We start from the raw sequence: 21,123 nt of genomic DNA, 5'->3' as shown, positions 1-21,123 counted from the left end.
TGTGCGTGCCGCTAGTCTGATCCCGAAAAGATGCGAAAGGTGGCGGTTGTGTTCCCCTGGCAGACCCTCAGCGCTGTACTGGCCGTGCTCACCGTGGCCGTGGTCATTCTCTGGTTGCTTGCCGTGGCGCAGCAACGCCGCAGCCGCTTCGCCAGATCGGCGGCCGAACGCGTGCGCATCGACCTCGAGCTGTCCCTCGCCGAGCAGCACGGGCGTCTCGCGATCATCCGCGAGCTGCAGGACATCGCCGTGCTGTCTCTCGCACGCCTCATCACCCGGGCCGAGGGGGCCCGGTACACGGCCGAGAGCGACCCATCCACGGCCGTGCGCGCGGCGACGGCCCTGGTCGAGGACGGCAGGGTCGCCCTCGCCGACCTGCGCCGGGTCCTGACCATCGCCAGAGAGGGCGAGGCCATCGCGACCAGCGCACCGGGCCTGCAATCGGCCCGCAGCCTCTTCGGCGTGATGCGCGATGCCGGCCTGGCCGTCGCCTTCACCGAGTCTGGTGACAGGTTCCCGCTCAAACCCGGGGCGGAGCTCGCCATCTACCGCATCCTGCAGAGCGCCCTCGCGAACGCGCTCAAGCACGGCGGGCCCGGCACCGAGGCCAGAGTGTCGTTCACCTGGACCCAGGACGGCCTGCAGCTCCTCATCGACGACGACGGCATCCGCGCGGCGGCCAAGCGGGAAAGCGCCTCGCCCTCGGATTTCGCCGCCAAGACCGCCTACACGATCGACGACGACCTCAAGGCCCTGAGCGAGAGCATCTCGGGCGCCGGGATCACCCAGATGCGCGAACGAGCCCAGCTCTTCGGCGGGATCTTCAACGCCGGAACCGTGCCTGGGGTCGGCTTCTCGGTCTCAGCCGTCTTCCCGTCGCTGCGGTTCCACAACGGTGTGCACGGCGTCAACCTGACCCGCTGACCCGCACACAGCGTCTCAGCAGCTCAGCTTTCGAGGTCGTCCACACCGGGCAGCCAGGTCACGCCGGGCACACCCCAGCCGCGCTTCCGGCTGACCTTGGCGGCGATCTTGGCGTAAAAGTGTTCGAGCCGGTCCACGTAGAGGGTGCCGTCGAGGTGGTCGAACTCGTGCTGGAAAATCCGTGCCAGCCAGCCGTCGGCCCGGATCTCGAAGGGCTTCTGGTCAAGGTCCACGGCGCGCAACACGGCCGAGCCGGCCCGCTGCAGCGGAAACCGCTCGCCGGGAAACGACAGGCACCCCTCGACGTCTTCGTCCTCATCGGCCTCACCGGCGGGGACCGGCGTGATCCAGAGCTCCGGATTGATCGCGACACCCCTGGTCTCGACCTCGTCGTCGTCGAGGTAGCTGAACGTGAACAGCCGCAGCCCGACCCCCACCTGGGGTCCGGCGAGACCGACACCGGGAGCGGCATCCATCGTCTCGAACATGTCCTGCACCAGCGTGCGCAACTCGTCGTCGAACTCGACGACGGGAGCGGCGGGGGAGTGCAGGACGGGGTCACCTGAAATTACTATCGGTCGAACGGCCATTCACCAAGGATATCGGCATGGATCTCGATAGTCTCGTTGAGTGACTCCCGACCTGACAGACCTGGCTGGAGAGATCGCGATTGATCCACGCCAGGCAATCGGCATCCCGCTCGCGTTGATCGGCGCTGTCTTCCTCTCCCTTGGCGCACAATTCCAGCACCGCGGTGTGACCAAGGTGGAAGCCCACACGAGGGAAATCACCGGCGGACTGAACACCCGGCAGCTGGTGCTCTTGCTCTCCCGGCCCTCCTGGGTGTTCGGCACCGTGATGCTCGGTCTGGCCATCGCCTTCCAGCTCACCAGCCTCGCCTTCGCGCCCCTCATCGTCGTGCAGCCCCTCGGGGCGGTGGCTCTGGTGATCACGGCGATCCTGAACGCCAGGGTCAGCCACGTCAAGCTGAACCGAGCCTCGGTCATCGCGATCGCGATGTGTGTCGGCGGGGTCGGGCTCTTTGTCACCGTCGCCGCTTTCACGGCGGTCGACAAGCCCGTGACGGATGCGAACCTGATCACCATCCTGGTGGTCCTCGCTGTGGTCCTGGCCGCCTTCGCCGTCGCGTTCGTGCTGCTGCGCAGCCGGTTCAAGGCGATTTTTTACATCATCGGCGCCGGCGTGCTGTACGGATTCGTGGCCACCCTCGCCAAGGTGATCATCAACCGCATCCAGAACGGCAACGTCGAGTGGCTCACCGTCGTCTGCGTCGTCGGCCTGCTCCTCGCTGCTGCGTCGGGCGCCTACTTCGTGCAGAACGCATACTCATCGGGTCCGCCCGACCTCGTCATCGCGGGTCTGACCGTGATCGACCCGATGATCGCCGTCGGCATCGGCGTCATCGTGCTCGGCGAAGCCTCTCAGGCGCCGACCTGGGCCGCCGTTCTTTTCGCGGTCGCTGGCGCCGTGGCGATGTGGGGCGTCTTCAGGCTCGCGAAGTATCACCCGCAAACCCAGAGCTGACCGGTGCTTTTTCGTGAACGCGCCGCGTCTGGGGGGCTGCCATGGGTCAAGCGGTTTAGAATAGGGTGCTAACACACCTCGACGGCGAGAATCGTTGAGACCCAGACTTCGCGCCGGACGCTGATCCCCGGCCCACCTACGTAGGGACTATCCCACTTGAGCGCTTCATCTGATTTGCCGGGCAGCTCGTCCGACCCGGCCATGCCGGGCACCACCCGACCCATCCGGGTTCTCATCGCCGCAGACACCTTCGCGCCCGATGTGAACGGTGCGGCCCGGTTCGCGGAACGGCTCGCCGCCGGCCTGGTCGGACGCGGCCACGTGGTGCAGATCATGGCTCCGGCTCCGACGCGCAAGCACGGCACCTGGACCGAGGTGCACGAGGGCGAATCGATGACCGTGCACCGTCTGCACAGCTGGCGGTGGCGCCCGCACGACTGGCTCCGCTTCGCGCTGCCGTGGATCGTGCGCAAGCAGAGCCGTGCCATCCTCGACTCCTTCCAGCCCGACGTCGTGCACTTCCAGTCCCACATCGTGGTGGGTCGCGGTGTGTCGATCGAGGCACAGAAGCGCGGGATCCGCATCATCGGCACCAACCACTTCATGCCGGAGAACATGCTGCAGTTCTCCCTCGTTCCCAAGGGTTTCCAGGACCAGCTCGTCAAGGCACTCTGGAAGGACGCTGAACATACCTTCAAGCGCGCAGAGGCCGTCACCACGCCGACCCGCCGGGCGGCGGAGTTCCTGGAGAAGTACACGGGGCTCGCGGGGGTGCAGGCCATCTCCTGCGGAATCGACGCCGACAACTATTCCCCCAGCTTCGCTCCGCGCACCGAGAACCGGATTCTCTTCGTCGGCCGGGTCACCGGTGAGAAGCAGATCGACGTCCTGGTGCAGGCCGTCGCCCTGTTGGATCCGAACCTGTGTGCCCAGGTTGAAATCGTCGGCGGTGGCGACCAGCGCCGCAACCTGGAACACCTCGTGGAATCGCTCGGACTGAGCGCACAGTTCACGTTCACGGGTTATGTCACCGACGAGGAACTGCGCGAGGCCTACACGCGTGCCACAGTGTTTGCGATGCCGTCCATTGCGGAACTGCAGAGCATTGCGACCATGGAAGCGATGGCGTCGGGTCTCCCGATCGTGGCGGCGAACGCAATGGCGCTGCCGCACCTGGTTCACGACGGGCAGAACGGCTACCTGTTCGAGCCGGGCAGCGCCCAGGACCTTGCGGACAAGCTGACCCGCGTGTTCACGACGTCGCCCGACGAACTGGACGCCCTCAAGAACGAGTCGCTGAAGCTGATCGAGGCACACGACATCAAGCGCACCCTGACGACATTCGAACGCCTCTACCGCGGCGTATCCACGGCGGACACGAACTCCAGCGTCCAGCCGGATCCGGCTGCGGCCCACCCTCCGGTCCTGGACGTCACGCCTCGGCGCGACTGAAGGGCGGCGCCTGGCCGATACTATGGTCAGGCACGGGGTGGTAGCTCAGCTGGTTAGAGCACGCGGCTCATAACCGCACGGTCACGGGTTCAAGTCCCGTCCACCCTACGAGAAAGCACGGTTTGTGTACATCCTGGTGACCGGATCGAGTTCGGAACGGCTCCGGGTCAGGGAGCTCGACGCCGCCGGCGTTCCCGCGGGTGCCGACACAACGCTCACGACCGACGAGTTCGGTGCGATGGTGCGGGAACGCGATCAAGACGCGGTGCGTTGGGTCTGGGAGGACACCGCGCGGAGCTATCCCGTCCTGCTGCGGGGGAGTGTCACTGTCCAGCGCTGCCATGATCTACGGCTGTGTCACGCCATCCTGCGCAACTCGGCGATGACCGGCGGAAGCGCGCTGGCGAACGCCCCGGCAAGCCGGTGGGATGCGCCTGCTGCGACCGTCCCCGTCGAATCCCCGGGGACGACCCTGTTCGAGATGGATCTGGGTCTGGCCGACGACGCCGGACTGGAGCCGGCCGACGACGACGTCCTGGCGGAGTTCCAGGCCCAGCTTCAGGCGGTCCACGCCTCGGCCGACCCCGGCCGGTTGCGTCTGCTCCTGGCGGCAGAATCCGTTGGCGCCCTCATCGCGGCCGAAATGCAGTTCGCCGGACTGCCGTGGCGGAGCGCGATCCATGACAGCCTGCTCACCGCAGAACTGGGCCCGCGGGCAGCCTCGGGCATCCGGCCGGCACGGTTGGAAGAACTCGCTGGGCGTATCCGCACCGAACTCGGCGACCTGGAGGTCAACCCGGATTCCCCGCCAGACCTGCTCCGGGCGCTCAACCGGGCTGGGCTGGCCGTGGCGACCACGCGGGCATGGGAGTTGGAGAAGCTCGAACACCCCGTCATCGAGCCCCTCCTGCGCTACAAGAAGCTGTCCAGACTGCTCGCCGCCAACGGATGGTTCTGGATGGAGAGTTGGATCATCAACGACCGCTTCCACCCTGAGTACCTGCCGGGCGGGGTGGTGACCGGGCGATGGGCGACCCGCGGCGGCGGTGCCCTGCAGCTGCCCAAGCAGATTCGCGGCGCGGTCGTGGCCGACCCCGGCTGGAGCTTCGTGGTGGCGGACGCAGCCCAATTGGAGCCTCGCATCCTGGCCGCATTGTCCACCGACACCGCCATGGCCGCCGCCGGACGGGGCACTGACCTCTATGCCGGAATCGTGGCGAGCGGAGTGGTGGACACCCGCGCTCATGCCAAGGTCGCCATGCTCGGCGCCATGTACGGCGCCACATCCGGGGAAAGCGGGCGCCTGCTGCCTCGACTGGCGCGCGCATATCCGCGGGCGATCGCCCTGACCGAGGCGGCGGCGAGGACGGGGGAGCGCGGCGACGTGGTCAGCACCCGGCTGGGCCGGTCCTCGCCGCGGCCAGGGGGCGGCTGGCAGGACGACCAGGCCCGCGGGTCAGAGGCCGGGGCGACCCCGGCCGACGAACGCCGGGCCAGGAGCCAGGCCAGGGACTGGGGCCGGTTCACCCGCAATTTCATCGTGCAGGGAAGCGCCGCGGAGTGGGCCCTGTGCTGGATGGCCGAGATCAGGAAAGGGCTTCGGGCCCTGCCGGTCCCGGCACAGCCGCCCACCGCGTTCGCGCGCGGTCAGGTGCCGGCCCGGACGCCCCCCAGCCCGTTCGCGGACATCCCTCATCTGGTCTTCTTCCTGCACGATGAGGTCATCGTGCACACCCCTGCGGCACTGGCCGGCGAGGTGTCGCGAATCGTCACCGAGGCGGCCTCGACGGCGGGCCGACTGCTGTTCGGCGATTTTCCGGTGGACTTCCCGTTGACCTGCGTTGTAGTGGACAGTTACGCGGACGCAAAATAGGTCACGACGATGTGCCGGGCCGACGGCCCCGTTTGGGTCGCTGCAGGCTCAGTTCGCGGTGCAGTCCAGGTTCCTCCTCCGCTGGAGGGCGATCGGCGACAGCGGCCACGGTATCGAGCCAGGCAAGCGCGGCCCGGGCCTGGACGAGCTGGGCCTCGGTGGCCAACCGTTCCTGACCGGACTCCCAGGGACGCCCGCTCGCGTCTCCGCGGCGGTTCAGCCTCAGCTGCCAGGCGGATCGGTAGCCGGCCAGCAGCGGTGCAAGATCGACGTGCGGCAGGGATGAGGCGATCAGCACCCTGTCCAGCATGTCGGTCCAGTCGGCTCCGGAGTCGCTGTCGGTCTCCCGCAGCCAGGCCAGAGCCTCGGCGTGGCCGCCCCCGGTCAGCCTGTACAGCGGAAGACCGTCCTCGGTGCTGCCCGCCGCCTCGACGGAGCCCTGGCGGACCAGACGCTCCAGGGTGCTGTAGATCTGTCCGACGTTCACCGTGCGCCGGCCGGCGGTGCGGGTCGCCAACTCGCCGTGCAGCTGGAAGCCGTATGCCGGGCCCATGGTGAGGATGGCGAGAAGCGAATTGCGTACCGACACGATGTCTCCAGCCTGCGGCTGCGACGGTCGCGGTCGACCTCTAAAGCCATACCGAATATACATTAGAGAATGACCGGCTGTTGGGATTTCCCGGCCGGGTGGGGCATAATTCAGCTAGCCGCCGAATTGTGTTCCGCGGGTCCTGGTTGAGAGTCGTTTGAGATCGTTGGGGAAGACGCACCTCGAACACCATCCAGGGAACGGAGAACACTATGACGGCACCCCACACTCGTCAGTCACCGGCTGCACGGGGAGTTTTGTATGTGCACTCGTCGCCGCGCGCCCTGTGCCCCCACGTGGAGTGGGCCGCCGGCAGCGCGCTAGATGAGGCGGTCAGTTTCGACTGGAGCGAACAGCCTGCCCTCCCGGGCGCCCAGCGTGCGGAGTTCTTCTGGGAGGGCGCTGCGGGCGGCGGCGCGGCCATTGCGTCCGCCCTGCTCGGCTGGGATCAGTTGCGCTTCGAGGTGACCGAGGACCCGGGGCCCGGCCGCGATGGTGGCCGCTGGCTGCACACGCCGGCTCTGGGCATCCACTTCGCCCAGACTGACACGGCCGGGAACGTCGTCCTGCCGGAGGACCGTCTGCGTGCGGCCATCCACGCGGCGGGTACCGACTCCGTGCACCTGCACCGTGAGCTGCGGCGCGCCTTGGGCCAGGCCTGGGATGACGAACTGGAGCCGTACCGGCACGCCAGCGACTTCTCCAGCGTGGTCTGGCTGCACAATGTCGGCTGAGTGCGGGCGAGGCCGGGGCCCCGCCCGCGACGGCTAGACCGAGCGGAACGCGACGACGGCGTTGTGGCCGCCGAAACCGAACGAGTTGCTGATGGCCAGGAGATCGCCGGTGCCCAGGGCGCGCGGCGAGGTGACCACGTCGAGCGGGATGGCGGGGTCCTGCTGGGTCAGGTTGATGGTCGGCGGAAGGATCCGTTCGGCCAGGGCCTTCACCGTGAACAGCGCCTCGATCGCGCCGGCTCCGCCGAGCAGGTGCCCGGTGGACGCCTTGGTTGCCGAGACCGGGATGCCGTCGAGGAGGTCCCCGAACACGCGGCGGAGCGCGTTGTACTCAGCGATGTCGCCCACCGGGGTGCTCGTGGCGTGGGCATTGATGTGCATCACGTCGGACAGGTCGGCCCCGGCGTTGTGGATCGTCGCGATCATGGCCCGCGCGGCGGCCGATCCCTCGGGATCCGGCGCGGTGATGTGGTACGCGTCGCTCGTGATGGAGCCGCCGAGCAGTTCGGCGTAGATGTGTGCACCACGGGCGAGGGCGTGCTCTTCGGTTTCGATCACGAGGGCCGCAGCGCCTTCGCCGAGCACGAAGCCGTCGCGGCTGACGTCATACGGGCGGGACGCGGTGGCGGGGGAGTCGTTCCGCTTGGAGAGCGCCTGCATCGCCGCGAAGGATGCGATCGGCAGCGGGTGGATGGCCGCCTCCGAGCCACCGGCGATGACGACGTCGGCCAGTCCGGCCTGCAGACGGTTGTACGCGTTGACGAGAGATTCGGTGCTGGACGCACAGGCGGACACGACCGTCGTGATGCCGGCGCGGGCGTGCAGGTCCATGCCGATCGCTGCTCCGGGACCGTTGGGCATCAGCATGGGCACGGTCATCGGCAGGACCCGACGGGGTCCACGCTCGCGCAGGGTGTCCCAGGCGTCGAGCAGGGTCCACACTCCACCGATGCCGGTGGCCCAGTCGACGGCGAGACGTTCGGGGTCGACCTCAGGCATCCCCGCATCGGCCCAGGCCTCGCGGCCGGCGATCAGGGCGAACTGGCTGGACGGGTCGAGGCGTTTGGTTTCCTGGCGGGCCAGAACGTCGACGGGGCGCACCCTGGCCTGGGCGGCGAAGGTGATGGGGAGCGCGGTGCGCTCAACCCACTCGTAGTCCAGAGTGGATGCGCCGGACTCGCCGGCGAGGAGGGCGTTCCAGGTGTCGGTGGCGTTCCCGCCGAGGGGCGAGGTGGCACCGAGGCCGGTGACAACGATTTTTTTGGTCATAACAACGACTCTCCGTCAGAACGTGCTCGAGTGAGAACGTGTGCGAAACGAGGTGGAAACCCCGGTTGGAGCGTCCCTGGAGAACGGACCGGCTGGCAGAGCCAACCGGCCCGTTCGGGCGTGGACCTAGTCCTGGGCCTTGACGATGAACTCGACGGCGTCGCCGACGGTCTTGAGGTTCTTGACCTCTTCGTCGGGGATCTTGACGTCGAACTTTTCCTCAGCGTTGACGACGATGGTCATCATCGAGATGGAATCGATGTCCAGGTCGTCGGTGAACGACTTGTCCAGCTCAACCGTGTCGGTTGCGATGCCCGTCTCGTCGTTGATGAGCTCGGCCAGGCCGGCAAGAACTTCTTCGGTGGACAATGCCATGTTGTTTCTCCTTGGGGGTGTCTCGTTTGACCGAGATTCAGTTTAGTTGGATAGAGGGGAGCTACGGCAGCACAACCACCTGCGCGCCGTAAACCAGGCCGGCTCCGAAGCCGATCTGGAGGGCAAGACCTCCGCTGAGTTCGGGGTGTTCCTCGAGCAAGCGGTGGGTGGCAAGGGGGATCGACGCGGCCGAGGTGTTCCCGGTCGTGGCGATGTCGCGGGCGATGACGACGGACTCCGGCAGCTTGAGCTGCTTGGCGAACTCGTCGACGATGCGCATGTTCGCCTGGTGCGGGATGAAGGCGGCGAGCTGGTCGGCGGTGATGCCGGCGGCGGCCAGGGTCTGCTTGGCGATCTTCGCCATGTCCCAGACGGCCCAGCGGAAGACGGTCTGGCCCTCCTGGCGCAGGGTCGGCCATTCCTTCTCGCCCCGTCGGTATTCCTGCAGGGTGCCGTTCATCCCCACGGCGTCAGCGCGCCCGTCCGAGCCCCACACTGAGGCGGAGATGCCGGGGTAGTCGCTCGGGCCGATGACAACGGCGCCGGCACCGTCACCGAGCAGGAACGAGATGCTCCGGTCGGTGGGGTCGACCATGTCGGAGAGTTTCTCCGCACCGATGACCAGGGCATAGTGGGCGGCGCCGGACCGGATGAGGGCATCCGCCTGGGCGACACCGTAGGCGTAGCCGGCGCAGGCGGCGTTGAGGTCGAAGGCGGCGGCGGGAACCGCACCGATGCGCTCGGCGACGACGGCGGCCATCGATGGCGTCTGGCGGCCGTTGCTGATGGTGGCGATGATGATGGCGTCGATGAGCTCAGGGGCGATGCCGGAGCGTTCGATGGCCTCGAGCGCGGCGGTCGTTGCGAGGTCGACGGCCAGCACATCCTGGCTGGCCCTGGTGCGGGTGATGATTCCGGTGCGCTGCTGAATCCACTCGTCCGATGAGTCGATCGGGCCGACGATGTCGTCGTTGGGAACGATGAGGTCGCCGCGGGCGGCGCCGACGGCGAGGATGCGGGTGTACTGGGCGCCCTGCGACTGCAGGAGTTGTGGCTGGGTCATTCGTCTCTTCCGGTGGCGACTCTGGCTGATTCAGGCCTGGCGGTCGATCAGGTCGTACGCAGCGGGCAGGTCGTCGGGGGTCTTGATGGCCACGCTCGGGATGCCCCGCAGGGCGCGCTTGGCCAGTCCGACGAGTGCGCCGGCCGGTGCGACCTCGATGATTCCGGTCACTCCAGCGTCGGCAAACGACTGCATACACAGGTCCCACCGTACCGGCGACGACACCTGACCGACGAGCAGGTCGACGAAACGCGCCCCGTCGGCCACGGTGCTGCCGTCGTGATTCGTCCACAGTGGCAGGGTCGGGGTCTGCGGGTTCAGGCCTGTCGCCACGTCGGCGAGGTGCGCGACGGCGGGACGCATGTGGCGGGTGTGGAAGGCGCCGGCGACCTGGAGCGGGATTACGCGGCTCTTGGCGGGCGGATCAGCGGCGAGGGCGGCGAGGGCGTCGAGGTCACCGGCGACCACGATCTGGCCGCCGCCGTTGAAATTGGCCGGTTCCAGGCCGAGGTCTGCGAGTCGGGCCAGGAGTTCGGCCTCGTCCCCGCCGAGGACGGCGCTCATGCCGGTGGGCGTGACGGCGGCTGCGGCCTTCATGGCACGCCCGCGCTCCCCGACGAAGGTGAGAGCGTCCGAGGAGCTGAGGACTCCGGCGCCGGCCGCGGCGGTGATCTCCCCGACGGAGTGCCCGGCGATACCGCCGATGGCGTCGCGCCGGCCGTCGGCGAACAGGGCGGTGAGGGCGAGGAGCCCGGCGGCCACGATGAGCGGCTGGGCGATCGCGGTGTCGCGGATCGTGTCGGCATCAGCGACAGTTCCCGCCGTCACGAGGTCGGTCGAGGACTGCTCCGACATGGCGCGGAGCTGTTCGGCATAAGCCGGATCCTGCAGCCAGGGTTCGAGGAATCCGGGCGTTTGCGAGCCCTGACCGGGACAGACGACAACAATCATTTCCTTAGTCTCCCAATTCGGAACGGACGGAGGGTGTGGGCAATCTACCGACTATCCGCGGAACGTTTGTCAGATACCGCAAACGGGGGTTCAGCGGCGCCGAGTCGAGCCGTCGTGGTCACTGATCGAACCGATGATCAGCGCCGACTGCAGGATGAGCGCTTCTCTGGCCCCCGTCGCGTCATAGCCGATCACGTCAGACACCCGCTTGAGGCGGTAACGCACGGTGTTGGGATGCACGAACAGTTCACGCGCCGTCGCCTCCAGCGAGCGGCCGTTGTCCAGGTAGCACCACAGCGTGGTGAGGAGTTCGGTGGAGTGCGCCTGCAACGGGCGGTAGATCCGGTGGATGAGCGTGGCGCGCGCGAGCGGATCACCGGCCAGGGCCCGCTCGGGAAGCAGGTCGTCGGCCTGCACCGGCCTGGGAGCGTTCCGCCAGGAGCGGGCGACGGCGAACCCGGCCAGGGCCGCCTTGGCGCTTTTGGAGGCATCGACGAGGTTGGGCACCTCGTGACCGAGGACGAGGTGGCCGGGGCCGAAGCTGGGCTCGAGCTGCATGGCGATCTCCATGAAACTGAGTGAGGACGGTCCTCCGGCGGCTTCGTCGGCCTCGGGGTTGGCCGGGTGGGCCCGGCCGATGACCAACACCAGCCGGTTGCCCTGCACGCCGATCAGCACGTCGGCGGTCATGTGCCGCGCCGCCCGGCGTAGCTGGTCGACGTCGAGCATCTTCGGTGTGGTGCCCACGAGCACACAGACCTCGCCGTGGCCGTGCCAGCCGAGGGCCGCGATCCTGCTGGGCAGTTCGTCGTCGTACTCGCCGCTGAGGATGGAGTCGACGACCAGGGCCTCGAGCCTGGCGTCCCAGAGCCCCCGGGCCTCCGCGGCGCGGGCGTAGACATCCGCGGCACCGAAGGCGATTTCCCGGGAGTACAGCAGGATCGCCTCGCGGAGGGTCTCCGAGCCGTCCTTGACCCGCTCTTCGACGACCTCGACGGTCACCCTGATCAGCTGCAGGGTCTGCTGCAGGCTCACCGAGCGGAGCAGTTCCCGGGGAGCGGCGCCGAAGACATCCGCCGCGATCCACGGTGTGGACCGTGGGTCGTCGTACCAGGAGATGAAGGAGGTGATGCCGGCCTGGGCCACCAGGCCGACGGCGGACCGCCGCCCTGGTGGCATGTCGCCATACCAGGGCAGCGTGTCCTCGAGTCGTTTCAGAGTCGCCGTAGACAACTCACCCGAAATTGTGCGCAACCAGGTGAGGGTCTGTTCCTTTGTCTTCGGCGCCGGTGACACGGTCCGGGTTAGCTCTCGCCACCGGCCGAGCCGGTGTTGCCGGCCAGGACATCGTGCAGGCGGTACTTGTCGATCGCCTGCTGGATGAGGCTGCGGTCGATTTCGCCGCTGTTGGCGAGCTGCTGCAGCGTGCGGACCACCATGGACGGGCCGTCGATCTTGAAGAACCGGCGAGCCGCGGGGCGGGTGTCGGAGAACCCGAAGTCGTCGGCACCCAGGGTGGCGAAGTCGCCGGGGATGAACTGGCGGATCTGATCCGGCACCGCGTGCATGAAGTCGGACACCGCCACGAACGGACCGGCCGTGTTGGCGAGCTTGTCCGTCACGTACGCGGTGCGCGGCTCCTCGTTCGGGAAGAGGAAGTTGTGCTCCTCTGCCGCGAGGCCGTCCCGGCGCAGTTCCGACCAGGACGTGACCGACCAGACATCGGCGGACACCCCCCAGTCCTCGGCGAGCAGGGTCTGCGCTTCGAGCGCCCACGGCACCGCAACGCCGGAGGCGAGCAGCTGGGCCTTCGGGCCGGCCACGGTGGACTCCGACACGCGGTGGATGCCGCGGATGATCCCGTCGACGTCGACATCGGCCGGCTCGACGGGCTGCACCTGCGGCTCGTTGTACACGGTGATGTAGTACATGACGTTCGGGTCGGTGTGGGTGCCGCCGTACATCCGCTCGAGGCCGGACCGGACGATGTGCCCGATCTCGTACCCGAAGGCGGGGTCGTACGACACGACGGCCGGGTTGGTCGACGCGAGCAACGGCGAGTGGCCGTCGGCGTGCTGCAGGCCTTCACCGGTGAGGGTGGTCCGGCCGGCGGTCGCGCCGATCATGAAGCCGCGGGCCATCTGGTCGCCGGCGGCCCACATGGCGTCGCCGGTGCGCTGGAAGCCGAACATCGAGTAGAACACGTACACCGGGATGAGCGGCTCACCCTGGGTGGCGTACGACGTTCCGACGTTCGTGAAGGCGGCGAGGGCGCCGGCCTCGTTGATGCCGACGTGGATGATCTGGCCCTGCGGGCTTTCCTTGTAGGCCAGCAGCTGCGCGTGGTCCACCGACGTGTAGTGCTGACCGTTTGGGTTGTAGATCTTCGCGTTCGGGAAGAACGCGTCGATGCCGAAGGTGCGAGCCTCGTCGGGGATGATCGGCACGATGCGGTGGCCGAAGTCCTTCGAGCGCAGCAGTTCCTTGAGCAGCCGGACGAACGCCATGGTGGTGGCGATCTCCTGGGTGCCGGAGCCCTTCTTGGTCACGGCGTAGGTCGAGTCGTCCGGCAGGTTCACCTGGGTGTACTTGCTGCGACGCTCGGGCAGGTAGCCGCCGAGCGCGCGGCGGCGCTCGTGCATGTACTGGATCGCCTCGTCGTTCTCACCGGGGGTGTAGTACGGCGGCTGGTACGGGTTGGCCTCGAGCTGCGCATCCGTGATCGGCACGTGCATGCTGTCGCGGAAGGTCTTGAGGTTGTCCAGCGTCATCTTCTTCATCTGGTGGGTCGCGTTGCGCCCCTCGAAGCTCGGGCCCAGGCCGTAGCCCTTGACCGTCTTCGCCAGGATGACCGTCGGCTGGCCCTTGTGCTCCGATGCGGCCTTGAACGCGGCGTAGACCTTACGGTAGTCGTGGCCACCGCGCTTGAGGTTCCAGACCTCGTCGTCGGTGTACCCCTCGACGAGCTTGAGCGCGCGCGGGTCGCGGCCGAAGAAGTTCTCGCGCACGTAGGCGCCACTCTCGGCCTTGTAGGTCTGGTAGTCACCGTCGGTGGTGACGTTCATCAGGTTCAGCAGGGCACCGTCGGTGTCGCGGGAGAGCAGGTCGTCCCACTCGCGGCCCCACACCACCTTGATGACGTTCCAGCCGGCGCCGCGGAAGAAGCTCTCCAGCTCCTGGATGATCTTGCCGTTACCGCGCACCGGACCGTCGAGTCGCTGCAGGTTGCAGTTGACGATGAAGTTGAGGTTGTCGAGACCCTCATTGGCGGCGACCTGGAGCTGTCCGCGGCTTTCGACCTCGTCCATCTCGCCGTCGCCGAGGAAGGCCCAGACCTGCTGGTCGCTGGCGTCCTTGATGCCCCGGTTGGTCAGGTACCGGTTCAACTGCGCCTGGTAGATCGCGTTGATCGGGCCCAGGCCCATCGAGACCGTCGGGAACTGCCAGAACTCCGGCATCAACCGGGGGTGCGGGTACGACGAGATGCCGTCGGGCGCGTGCGACTTCTCCTGACGGAAACCGTCGAGCTGGTTGGCGCTCAGACGGCCCTCCAGGAAGGCGCGGGCGTAGGTGCCGGGGGAGGCGTGGCCCTGGATGAAGATCTGGTCTCCACCGCCCGGGTGATCCTGGCCGCGGAAGAAGTGGTTGAAGCCGGTCTCGTAGAGAGCAGCTGAGGAGGCATACGTCGAGATGTGGCCACCGACCGCGATGCCGGGGCGCTGGGCGCGGTGCACGAGCACGGCGGCGTTCCAACGGATCCAGGCGCGGTAGCGGCGCTCGATGTCTTCATCGCCGGGGAAGTCGGGCTCGTTCGACGAGGCGATGGTGTTGATGTAGTCCGTGGTGGGCACCATCGGAACGTTCAGGTGCAATTCTTTGGACCGCTTGAGCAGGCTGAGCATGATCTCGCGGGCCCGGCCGGGGCCGTTGGCCGCGACCAGCGCGTCGAGGGATTGCGACCATTCGGACGTCTCATCCGGATCGGCGTCCGAGTTGTCCATTGAATACGGGTCTTGGTCGTTGACAGTCACACTCGACCTCTTTCTGTAGGGCAGATCGTGTGGGGGAAGATCATGCCTGGTTAGGCGTGCCGGACAGAACTAGGTCGGGTCACGACCGAAAGGCACCCCGTCAGCCTAGTGATTCTTACTGGGAAGCGCGTACGGCGCCGCCGCAGTATGCCGGGTCAGTGTTGGTGAAGCCTCCTGGGGCGGCTAGGCTTGCCCCCCGTATTCAGCCATCGTCCCCCGATGGCCGGAAAGGACACGCACCATGGCGCTGGAGAATGACACCCAGGCACCCGACTTCGAGCTCGTCAGCCAGTACGGCGAGCGAATCCAGCTCAGCCGGTACCGGGGTGAGAAGTCCGTGGCGCTGGTGTTCTTCCCCCTGGCCTTTTCCGGAATCTGCAGCGGCGAACTCTGCGAGCTGCGCGACAACCTCGCGCTCTTCGCCGACAACAGCGTCGAGCTGATCGGCATCTCCGTGGACTCCCGGCACACCCTGCGGGCCTGGGGAGACCAGGAGGGCTACGGGTTCACCCTGCTCGCCGACTTCTGGCCGCACGGCGCCGTCGCCAAGGAGTACGGGGTCTTCCTCGAAGACAAGGGCTTCGCCAACCGGGCGACCTTCCTGATCGATCCGGACGGCATCATCCGGGCGAGTTTCATCACCGCTCCGGGGGAGGCCCGCTCGCTCGCGGCGTATCGGGCAGCCCTCGACGAGCTGCAGCCGGCCTAGTTTTCCTCCCGGCCGGAATGTCGCTAAGCTCGTGCCATCCTGTTATCCGAAAATCTTCGGTCGGGGCCTTTAGCTCAGTTGGTAGAGCGCCACGTTTACACCGTGGATGTCATCGGTTCGAGCCCGGTAGGGCCCACACACTTCTGATCATCGGTAGCCACGCGTCATTTATGATGGGGTGATGGCGACACAGACACGCGAGGGCCAACTCGTCGAGGCCTTCGTGACTCTCGCCGACACTCTGGTGGTCGGCTACGATCTCGTCGATCCCTTGCACACCCTCGTCACCCAGTGCGTGCCGCTCTTCGACGCCTCGGCCGCGGGCATCATCCTCACCGACGATGAGGAGTTCGAGGTCGTCGCTTCCACCAACGAGCGCAGCCGCCTCATCGAGATCCTCCAGCTGCGCAGCGGTTCCGGTCCGTGCGTGGAAAGTGTCATCACCGGGCACGCCGTCTCCGTTCCCGACATCGAGGCCTCCGGTCCGAAGTGGCCCCGATTCCGTGCCGGCGCCGTCGAGCAAGGCTTCAGGTCGATGTTCTCGGTGCCGATGCGCTTGCGGACGACCACGATCGGGTCGCTGAACCTGTTCTGGGACCGCACCGGTGGGCTGCCGGGTTCCGACGCGCCGACGGTGCAGGCCCTCGCCGACGTGGCCACGATCGGGATCCTCCAGGAACGGGCGTTGCGGGAAAGTGATGTCGCCCGGCAGCAGTTGCAGTACGCGTTGAGCAGCCGAGTCGTGATCGAACAGGCCAAGGGCGTCGTGGCCTACACCCGGAGCGCCACCATGGACGAGGCCTTCGCTCTGATGCGCCAGCACGCGCGGTCGAACGGGCTGCCGCTGGCCGAGGTGGCCGCGCAGATTGTCAGCGGAGACCTCGCGCTTTAGTCCGCACGGACGTAGTATTTGCCTATAGCCCCAGACCCTGGCTGCACGTGTCTTTTTCCGTGACAAGCAGGGAAGCATCATGAAACGCATTTTTCATCCGGGTGGCTCGATAGTCACCGGTACCGCACTGGCTGACGCTGTGATGCTCTATGCCGAAGCGCTGAGCAACCGTCGGGAAACCGATGTCGTCGACATCCCGGTGATAACCGCTGACGGCAGTCACGGTCGGGCGCAGTTCCTGATCGGGTCGTCCAGCCAACTGGTCTGCGTGACCAGCACCGAAAGCGACTGGGAACTGACCGAGATCGCGACGACCCAAGCGCTGCAGGACAAGGTGCGGGTGGGTACGATGGCCGCGTCGCTGGCGTGGGCGGGCGCGCCGCAGGGGTCGCCACAGTTCGACGAATTCGACTACTGACCGCGCCCGGCAGCAGGACCGTGCGGGAAAGCAGCGGGTTCGGATGCCCTCAGGCGCTGGCCGACGATGCGAGCGACGTCGTGTCGCTCGTGGTGGGGAGCCCGCGTGCGATGAGAACGGGGACGTTGATGTTCATCAGGACGTCGTGGGTGACCGAACCGATCAGCGTGTTCTCGCCGTGCCGGGTCGATACTCCCAGGATCAACAGGGCGGCGTCGAAACTGGCGTCGAGGAGGGCCTCGGCCGGGTCCCGGTGCGCGACACGGCGTCGCACCGTGATCCGGGACGCCATGGTGGCGGCCTCGGTGGCGGCGTCCTGCAGCATACGCGCGGCCTGCGGGCTTCGGTCCTCAACAGGGTCCGAGCGCGACGACTCGGATCGAGGCGAGCCCGGAGGAGCGTAAACCAGGAGCAGATCCTGGTCGAGTCTGGCCGCCTCCTGCGCGCCCAGCCGCACCGCGGACAGGGCGCCGTCGGTGCCGTCAACGCCGACGACGACGTCGTGGCGGGAATCGAGAGTCGTGTCTGGCACGATGGCCACCGAGCAGCGCGCCGCAGAGGCGATCTGCACGCTCCGCGAGCCGAGCACCCGGCCGCGCAGGAAGCCGGTCTTGTGGGTGCCGACGATCAGAAGGTCCTCGGGGCTGGGCAGTGTGGCGAGCGCCCACGCCGTGCCGCCGTGCACGATCCGCGTTGTCAGGGTCACCCCGGAGTGCAGCGCTGTGACCCGGGCGGACTCCTCGATCAGAAGATCTTTGGCCTGACGCTCCGCATCGGCGGCAGCGTCCCGGCCGACCAGACCCCATTCGTCGTCGACCGTGTTGACGAGTACCACGTCGGCGTTCCGCTCTGCGGCGCGGCGGACCCCCCAGCGCAACGCGGCTCGGCTCGGGCCGGAACCGTCGACACCGATGTAGTAGGTGGCGCTCATTCTGACGCCCCCGATCGCTGCGGCTCGGCGGCGGGCCGGCTGCGCGGCACGACGACGACCGGGCAGGGCATGTTCAGGAGCACGTCGTGACTGACGGAGCCGAGAATCAGTCCAGCCACGGCACCGCGGCCGTGTGTTCCCACGACGAGAAGCGCCGCGTGCCCGGCGGCTTCGACCAGGGCAGGCGCCGCGGCGCCCTGTACCAGGGTCCCGGATGCGTCGACCGCCGGGTGTTGGGCCCTGACCCGTTCGAGGGCACGGGCCAGGATGTCCTCGTGCGCCTCGATCAGGGCGTCGAACGGCACAGCGGCGCCGTAGTCCACACCGAGAGTCGCCGGGATCGACCAGGCATGCACGAGTACGAGGGGTACGGCGCGGCGGGCGGCCTCGGCCGCCGCGACGTCGAGGGGGGCATCCATGGTGCCGTCATCCTCGATGCCGACCACGACCCTGTCGCCGCCGGCGACCCAGCCGGCCGGAACGACCACGACGGCCGAGTGCGCGTGAGCGGCGAGTCGAAGCGGCAACGTGCCGTGCACGGCGCCGGCCAGCGCGCTGGTCTTGTTGGTCCCGATCACGAGCAGGTCGGCCGCGGACGAAGCCCGCACCAACTCGTCGACGGGAACACCACGGCGCACGACACCTGTCGCCTTGACCGCGGGGACGTTCTGCGCCACAAAACGGGTGGCCTCGGCCAGGGCACGTTCGTAGACGGGCTGAAAATCATCCTCGGGGCCGCCGACCGGCGACCAGCCGAGTTCAACGACGGTGGTCAGCTCCAGACTCAGCGGCACGTCCTCGGCCCTGGCCAACGCCCAGTCCAGGGCGGCCCGGCTCGCCGGCCCCCCGTCAACGGCTACGATCACTCTCTCAACCATGAGCTGATCTCCAGTTCTTCCCGGGGTGCTTCGGGAGATGACACATCTCCAGAATGGGCCGGAGTGCAAATCCGGGGAAGGGCCGAAGGTCCCAGTCAGGTACACTTTGGGCTAGCTCCGACCGAAAGGGGACGCATTCCGTGACCGTTCCTGAGACCAGGCTTTCGTTTCCCGACGGACCGCGGTCCGCTCTTGACCAGGCGCTGTCCGAACTCGTCCTGAACGCCCAGAAGGTGCTCGCCACCCAGGGGCGGCTGCGCAGCCTGCTTCAGGCGAGCCAGGCCGTCGTCGAAGAACTCGACCTCGCGGCCGTGCTCCGCCGCATCGTGGACGTCGCCGTCGACCTCGTCGGAGCCCGGTACGGCGCGCTGGGTGTCATCGCACCCAACGGCAATCTGGAGCAATTCATCCACGTCGGCATCCCGGACGAGCTGGCCACGTCGATCGGCCACTTACCGGCCGGGCACGGTTTACTGGGCGCCCTCATCGACGACCCGCACGCCATCCGCCTGACGCACCTGGGCGAGGATCCCCGATCTTCGGGCTTTCCGGCGCACCACCCGCCGATGGACAGCTTCCTCGGCGTGCCCGTGCGGGTGCGCGGCGAGGTGTACGGCAACCTCTACCTGTCCAATCAGGTGTCCGGCGCGTTCAGCGAAGAAGACGAGGAACTACTGACCGCCCTGGCCGCCACGGCGGGCATCGCGATCGACAACGCCCGTCTCTTCGACGAGACCCGCCGTCGGCAGCGCTGGTCGGCGGCATCGGCCGAGATCAGCGCCGCGCTGCTCTCCGACCGCGCGGATGCCTCCCTCGAACTCCTCGCCGATCGTTTCGCGTCACTGGCCGACGCCGATCTGGTCTGCGTGGTCCTCGCCGCAGGCGAAAGCACGCTCATCGTCGACACCGCCAGGGGAAAACTCGCCAAGCAAGTGAAGGGACTCGTCATCCCGTCCGCCGGAACCACCGTCGGGCGGGCCTTCGAAAGCGGTCAGCCGATCCTCACGGCCGACGGCGGTGCCAGCCTCGACCAGCCGGACGCCCAGCTGGTGCTCGGCCCGACAATGGTGATCCCGCTGCTGGCCTCCGGCCGCACCCACGGTGTCATGACGGTGTCCCGCTCCTCCGGCCGACCCCGTTTCACCACCTCCGACCTCGAGATGGCAGCGGACTTCGCCGGCCAGGCCAGTGTTGCGCTCGAACTCGCCCGCGGTCGGTCCGCCGGCCAGAAACTGGCGCTGCTGGAAGACCGAAGCCGGATCGCCCGCGATCTGCACGACAACGTCATCCAGCGGGTGTTCGCGGCCGGCATCGGGCTGCAGGCCATCAGCGGGTCGGTTGACGACCCTAACGTCCGGGAGCGCATCATCGAGGAGGTCGTGGCGCTCGACGTGGCGATCGTCGAGATCCGCACGGCCATCTTCGCCCTGACCGCCGAGACCAGCCGCGACCGCGGCTCGATCCGTCACCGTGTGATCGACCTGCTCAGTGAGCTCGCGTCGCTCTTCGACCAGACCCCCCGCCTGGTCTTCACCGGCCCGATCGACCTGCTGACCCCGCCGGAGATGTCCGATGACATCGCCGCGGTCATCCGGGAGGGGCTGATGAACGTGATCCGTCATGCCGACGCCACCGAAACCGTCGTCAACCTCAGTGTCGCGGACGACCTGGTGGTGATCGAGGTGGTCGACAACGGCATCGGCGTCGTGGAATCCGACCGGCGCAGCGGACTGGCCAACCTCTCCGCCAGGGCGCAGCAGTGGGGCGGCGACCTCGTCCTCGAGAACCGTGCCAGGGGCGGCAGCCGACTGCGCTGGACCGCCCTCATAGAACCTGAACCTGTACGAAAGGAATCGTGATGATCCGAGTCTTCCTCGTGGATGACCACGAAGTGGTGCGCCGCGGAATCGCGGACATGATCAACGCAGAGCCCGACCTCGAGGTCGTCGGTGAAGCGTCGACGGCTCGGCAGGCGGTCGCCAGGGTCGCGGCAACGGTACCCGACGTGGCGGTCCTCGACGTGCGGCTGCCCGACGGCAGCGGTATCGACGTGTGCCGCACCATCCGCTCGGCCAACCCCGGGGTGCAGTGCCTCATGCTCACCGCATACGACGACGACGAGGCCAGCTACTCGGCTGTCCTCGCCGGCGCATCTGGCTACGTCCTCAAGGACATCCGCGGGCAGCACCTGGTCGAGTCCATCCGTCGGGTCGCCCGCGGCGAGTCCCTCGTGCAGAAGGCCGTGACCCGCAAGGTGGTCACCGAGCTCACCGGCACCGCCGCGGATTCGCCGGCCTCCAATCTCACGACGAGGGAGCGCCAGGTGCTCGAGCTGATCGCGGAAGGACTGACGAACCGGCAGATCGGTGACCAGCTCGACCTGGCCGAGAAGACCGTGAAGAACTATGTGTCGGGCCTGCTCGCCAAGCTCGGCATGGCCAGGCGCACCCAGGCAGCCGTGTACGGCGCCGGGTTGCGCCCGCGGTAGC

The 21,123-nt window shown here is 67.7% G+C and carries 20 protein-coding genes and 2 tRNA genes; 12 read left to right on the top strand and 10 right to left on the bottom strand.

Annotation, left to right across the window (positions count from 1 at the left end):
• Positions 1-48 precede the first annotated feature (48 nt).
• On the top strand, positions 49-924 hold the full coding sequence (locus tag E3O57_RS01025; protein ID WP_241983651.1) for a sensor histidine kinase: 876 nt from the start codon (positions 49-51) through the stop codon (positions 922-924).
• A gap of 23 nt (positions 925-947) precedes the next feature.
• Here E3O57_RS01025 and def read toward each other — a convergent pair whose 3' ends face one another.
• A complete protein-coding gene (gene def / locus E3O57_RS01020; protein WP_103459751.1) occupies positions 948-1,514 on the bottom strand; it encodes a peptide deformylase in 567 nt (188 codons plus the stop codon).
• Positions 1,515-1,554: 40 nt separating this feature from the next.
• On the opposite strand from def, the gene E3O57_RS01015 reads away from it, so the two are divergent.
• The 4 genes from E3O57_RS01015 to E3O57_RS01000 all read left to right on the top strand — a co-directional run bounded on the left by E3O57_RS01015 (position 1,555) and on the right by E3O57_RS01000 (position 5,794).
• The gene (locus tag E3O57_RS01015) at positions 1,555-2,469 is read left to right on the top strand and encodes a DMT family transporter (protein WP_088456131.1); all 915 of its coding nucleotides are present in this window, start codon (positions 1,555-1,557) and stop codon (positions 2,467-2,469) included.
• Between the two features lie 201 nt (positions 2,470-2,670).
• On the top strand, positions 2,671-3,921 hold the full coding sequence (locus E3O57_RS01010; RefSeq protein ID WP_088456132.1) for a glycosyltransferase: 1,251 nt from the start codon (positions 2,671-2,673) through the stop codon (positions 3,919-3,921).
• Between the two features lie 34 nt (positions 3,922-3,955).
• Positions 3,956-4,029 (top strand) — tRNA-Ile (locus tag E3O57_RS01005).
• Positions 4,030-4,045: 16 nt separating this feature from the next.
• Entirely contained in the window at positions 4,046-5,794 is a 1,749-nt protein-coding gene (locus E3O57_RS01000) for a bifunctional 3'-5' exonuclease/DNA polymerase (protein ID WP_103480207.1), read from the top strand.
• A gap of 1 nt (position 5,795) precedes the next feature.
• On the opposite strand, the gene E3O57_RS00995 is transcribed toward E3O57_RS01000, so the two are convergent.
• Positions 5,796-6,383: a PadR family transcriptional regulator gene (locus tag E3O57_RS00995; RefSeq protein WP_241990254.1), complete on the bottom strand. Its 588-nt coding sequence runs from the start codon at positions 6,381-6,383 to the stop codon at positions 5,796-5,798.
• Between the two features lie 212 nt (positions 6,384-6,595).
• Between E3O57_RS00995 and E3O57_RS00990 the strand changes: the two genes are divergently transcribed.
• Positions 6,596-7,117, top strand: a complete 522-nt coding sequence (locus E3O57_RS00990) for a DUF3145 domain-containing protein (protein ID WP_103459754.1) — start codon at positions 6,596-6,598, stop codon at positions 7,115-7,117.
• Between the two features lie 33 nt (positions 7,118-7,150).
• Here the strand turns inward: E3O57_RS00990 and E3O57_RS00985 are convergent, their stop codons facing one another.
• From E3O57_RS00985 to aceE, 6 genes are all read right to left on the bottom strand, one after another.
• Positions 7,151-8,386 carry a beta-ketoacyl synthase gene (locus E3O57_RS00985; RefSeq protein ID WP_103459755.1) on the bottom strand — a complete coding sequence of 412 codons (1,236 nt, stop codon included), beginning with the start codon at positions 8,384-8,386 and terminating at the stop codon, positions 7,151-7,153.
• Positions 8,387-8,512: 126 nt separating this feature from the next.
• Positions 8,513-8,761, bottom strand: a complete 249-nt coding sequence (locus tag E3O57_RS00980; RefSeq protein ID WP_022883990.1) for an acyl carrier protein — start codon at positions 8,759-8,761, stop codon at positions 8,513-8,515.
• 61 nt (positions 8,762-8,822) lie between these two features.
• Entirely contained in the window at positions 8,823-9,824 is a 1,002-nt protein-coding gene (locus E3O57_RS00975; RefSeq protein ID WP_088456137.1) for a beta-ketoacyl-ACP synthase III, read from the bottom strand.
• 30 nt (positions 9,825-9,854) lie between these two features.
• Positions 9,855-10,775, bottom strand: coding sequence for an ACP S-malonyltransferase (locus E3O57_RS00970; RefSeq protein ID WP_103480209.1), 921 nt, complete (start codon positions 10,773-10,775; stop codon positions 9,855-9,857).
• 90 nt (positions 10,776-10,865) lie between these two features.
• Positions 10,866-12,008: a PucR family transcriptional regulator gene (locus E3O57_RS00965; protein WP_370289680.1), complete on the bottom strand. Its 1,143-nt coding sequence runs from the start codon at positions 12,006-12,008 to the stop codon at positions 10,866-10,868.
• Between the two features lie 71 nt (positions 12,009-12,079).
• Positions 12,080-14,806, bottom strand: a complete 2,727-nt coding sequence (gene aceE, locus E3O57_RS00960) for a pyruvate dehydrogenase (acetyl-transferring), homodimeric type (RefSeq protein WP_103431778.1) — start codon at positions 14,804-14,806, stop codon at positions 12,080-12,082.
• Between the two features lie 241 nt (positions 14,807-15,047).
• On the opposite strand from aceE, the gene E3O57_RS00955 reads away from it, so the two are divergent.
• From E3O57_RS00955 to E3O57_RS00940, 4 genes are all read left to right on the top strand, one after another.
• Positions 15,048-15,515: a peroxiredoxin gene (locus E3O57_RS00955; RefSeq protein ID WP_088456141.1), complete on the top strand. Its 468-nt coding sequence runs from the start codon at positions 15,048-15,050 to the stop codon at positions 15,513-15,515.
• Between the two features lie 63 nt (positions 15,516-15,578).
• Positions 15,579-15,651: transfer RNA gene (locus E3O57_RS00950), tRNA-Val, on the top strand.
• A gap of 45 nt (positions 15,652-15,696) precedes the next feature.
• Positions 15,697-16,407, top strand: coding sequence for a GAF and ANTAR domain-containing protein (locus tag E3O57_RS00945; protein ID WP_103480210.1), 711 nt, complete (start codon positions 15,697-15,699; stop codon positions 16,405-16,407).
• 79 nt (positions 16,408-16,486) lie between these two features.
• Complete coding sequence (locus tag E3O57_RS00940) at positions 16,487-16,825, top strand: hypothetical protein (protein WP_133159863.1); 339 nt, start codon at positions 16,487-16,489, stop codon at positions 16,823-16,825.
• A 49-nt stretch (positions 16,826-16,874) separates the two neighbouring features.
• Here E3O57_RS00940 and E3O57_RS00935 read toward each other — a convergent pair whose 3' ends face one another.
• A complete protein-coding gene (locus tag E3O57_RS00935) occupies positions 16,875-17,756 on the bottom strand; it encodes a universal stress protein (protein WP_103459759.1) in 882 nt (293 codons plus the stop codon).
• Positions 17,753-18,634, bottom strand: a complete 882-nt coding sequence (locus E3O57_RS00930; RefSeq protein WP_103459760.1) for a universal stress protein — start codon at positions 18,632-18,634, stop codon at positions 17,753-17,755. Before E3O57_RS00930 ends, E3O57_RS00935 begins: the two co-directional genes overlap by 4 nt.
• A gap of 140 nt (positions 18,635-18,774) precedes the next feature.
• Here E3O57_RS00930 and E3O57_RS00925 point away from each other — a divergent pair, with 140 nt between their 5' ends.
• Complete coding sequence (locus E3O57_RS00925) at positions 18,775-20,493, top strand: GAF domain-containing protein (RefSeq protein ID WP_240632454.1); 1,719 nt, start codon at positions 18,775-18,777, stop codon at positions 20,491-20,493.
• A complete protein-coding gene (locus E3O57_RS00920) occupies positions 20,493-21,122 on the top strand; it encodes a response regulator transcription factor (RefSeq protein WP_088456147.1) in 630 nt (209 codons plus the stop codon). The genes E3O57_RS00925 and E3O57_RS00920 overlap by 1 nt, the downstream gene beginning before the upstream one ends.
• Position 21,123 lies beyond the last annotated feature (1 nt).

The sequence above is a fragment of the Cryobacterium sp. TMN-39-2 genome, from assembly GCF_004402745.1.
Taxonomy (GTDB): Bacteria; Actinomycetota; Actinomycetes; order Actinomycetales; family Microbacteriaceae; genus Cryobacterium; species Cryobacterium zongtaii.
This window is presented reverse-complemented; position numbering and strand designations above follow the sequence as displayed.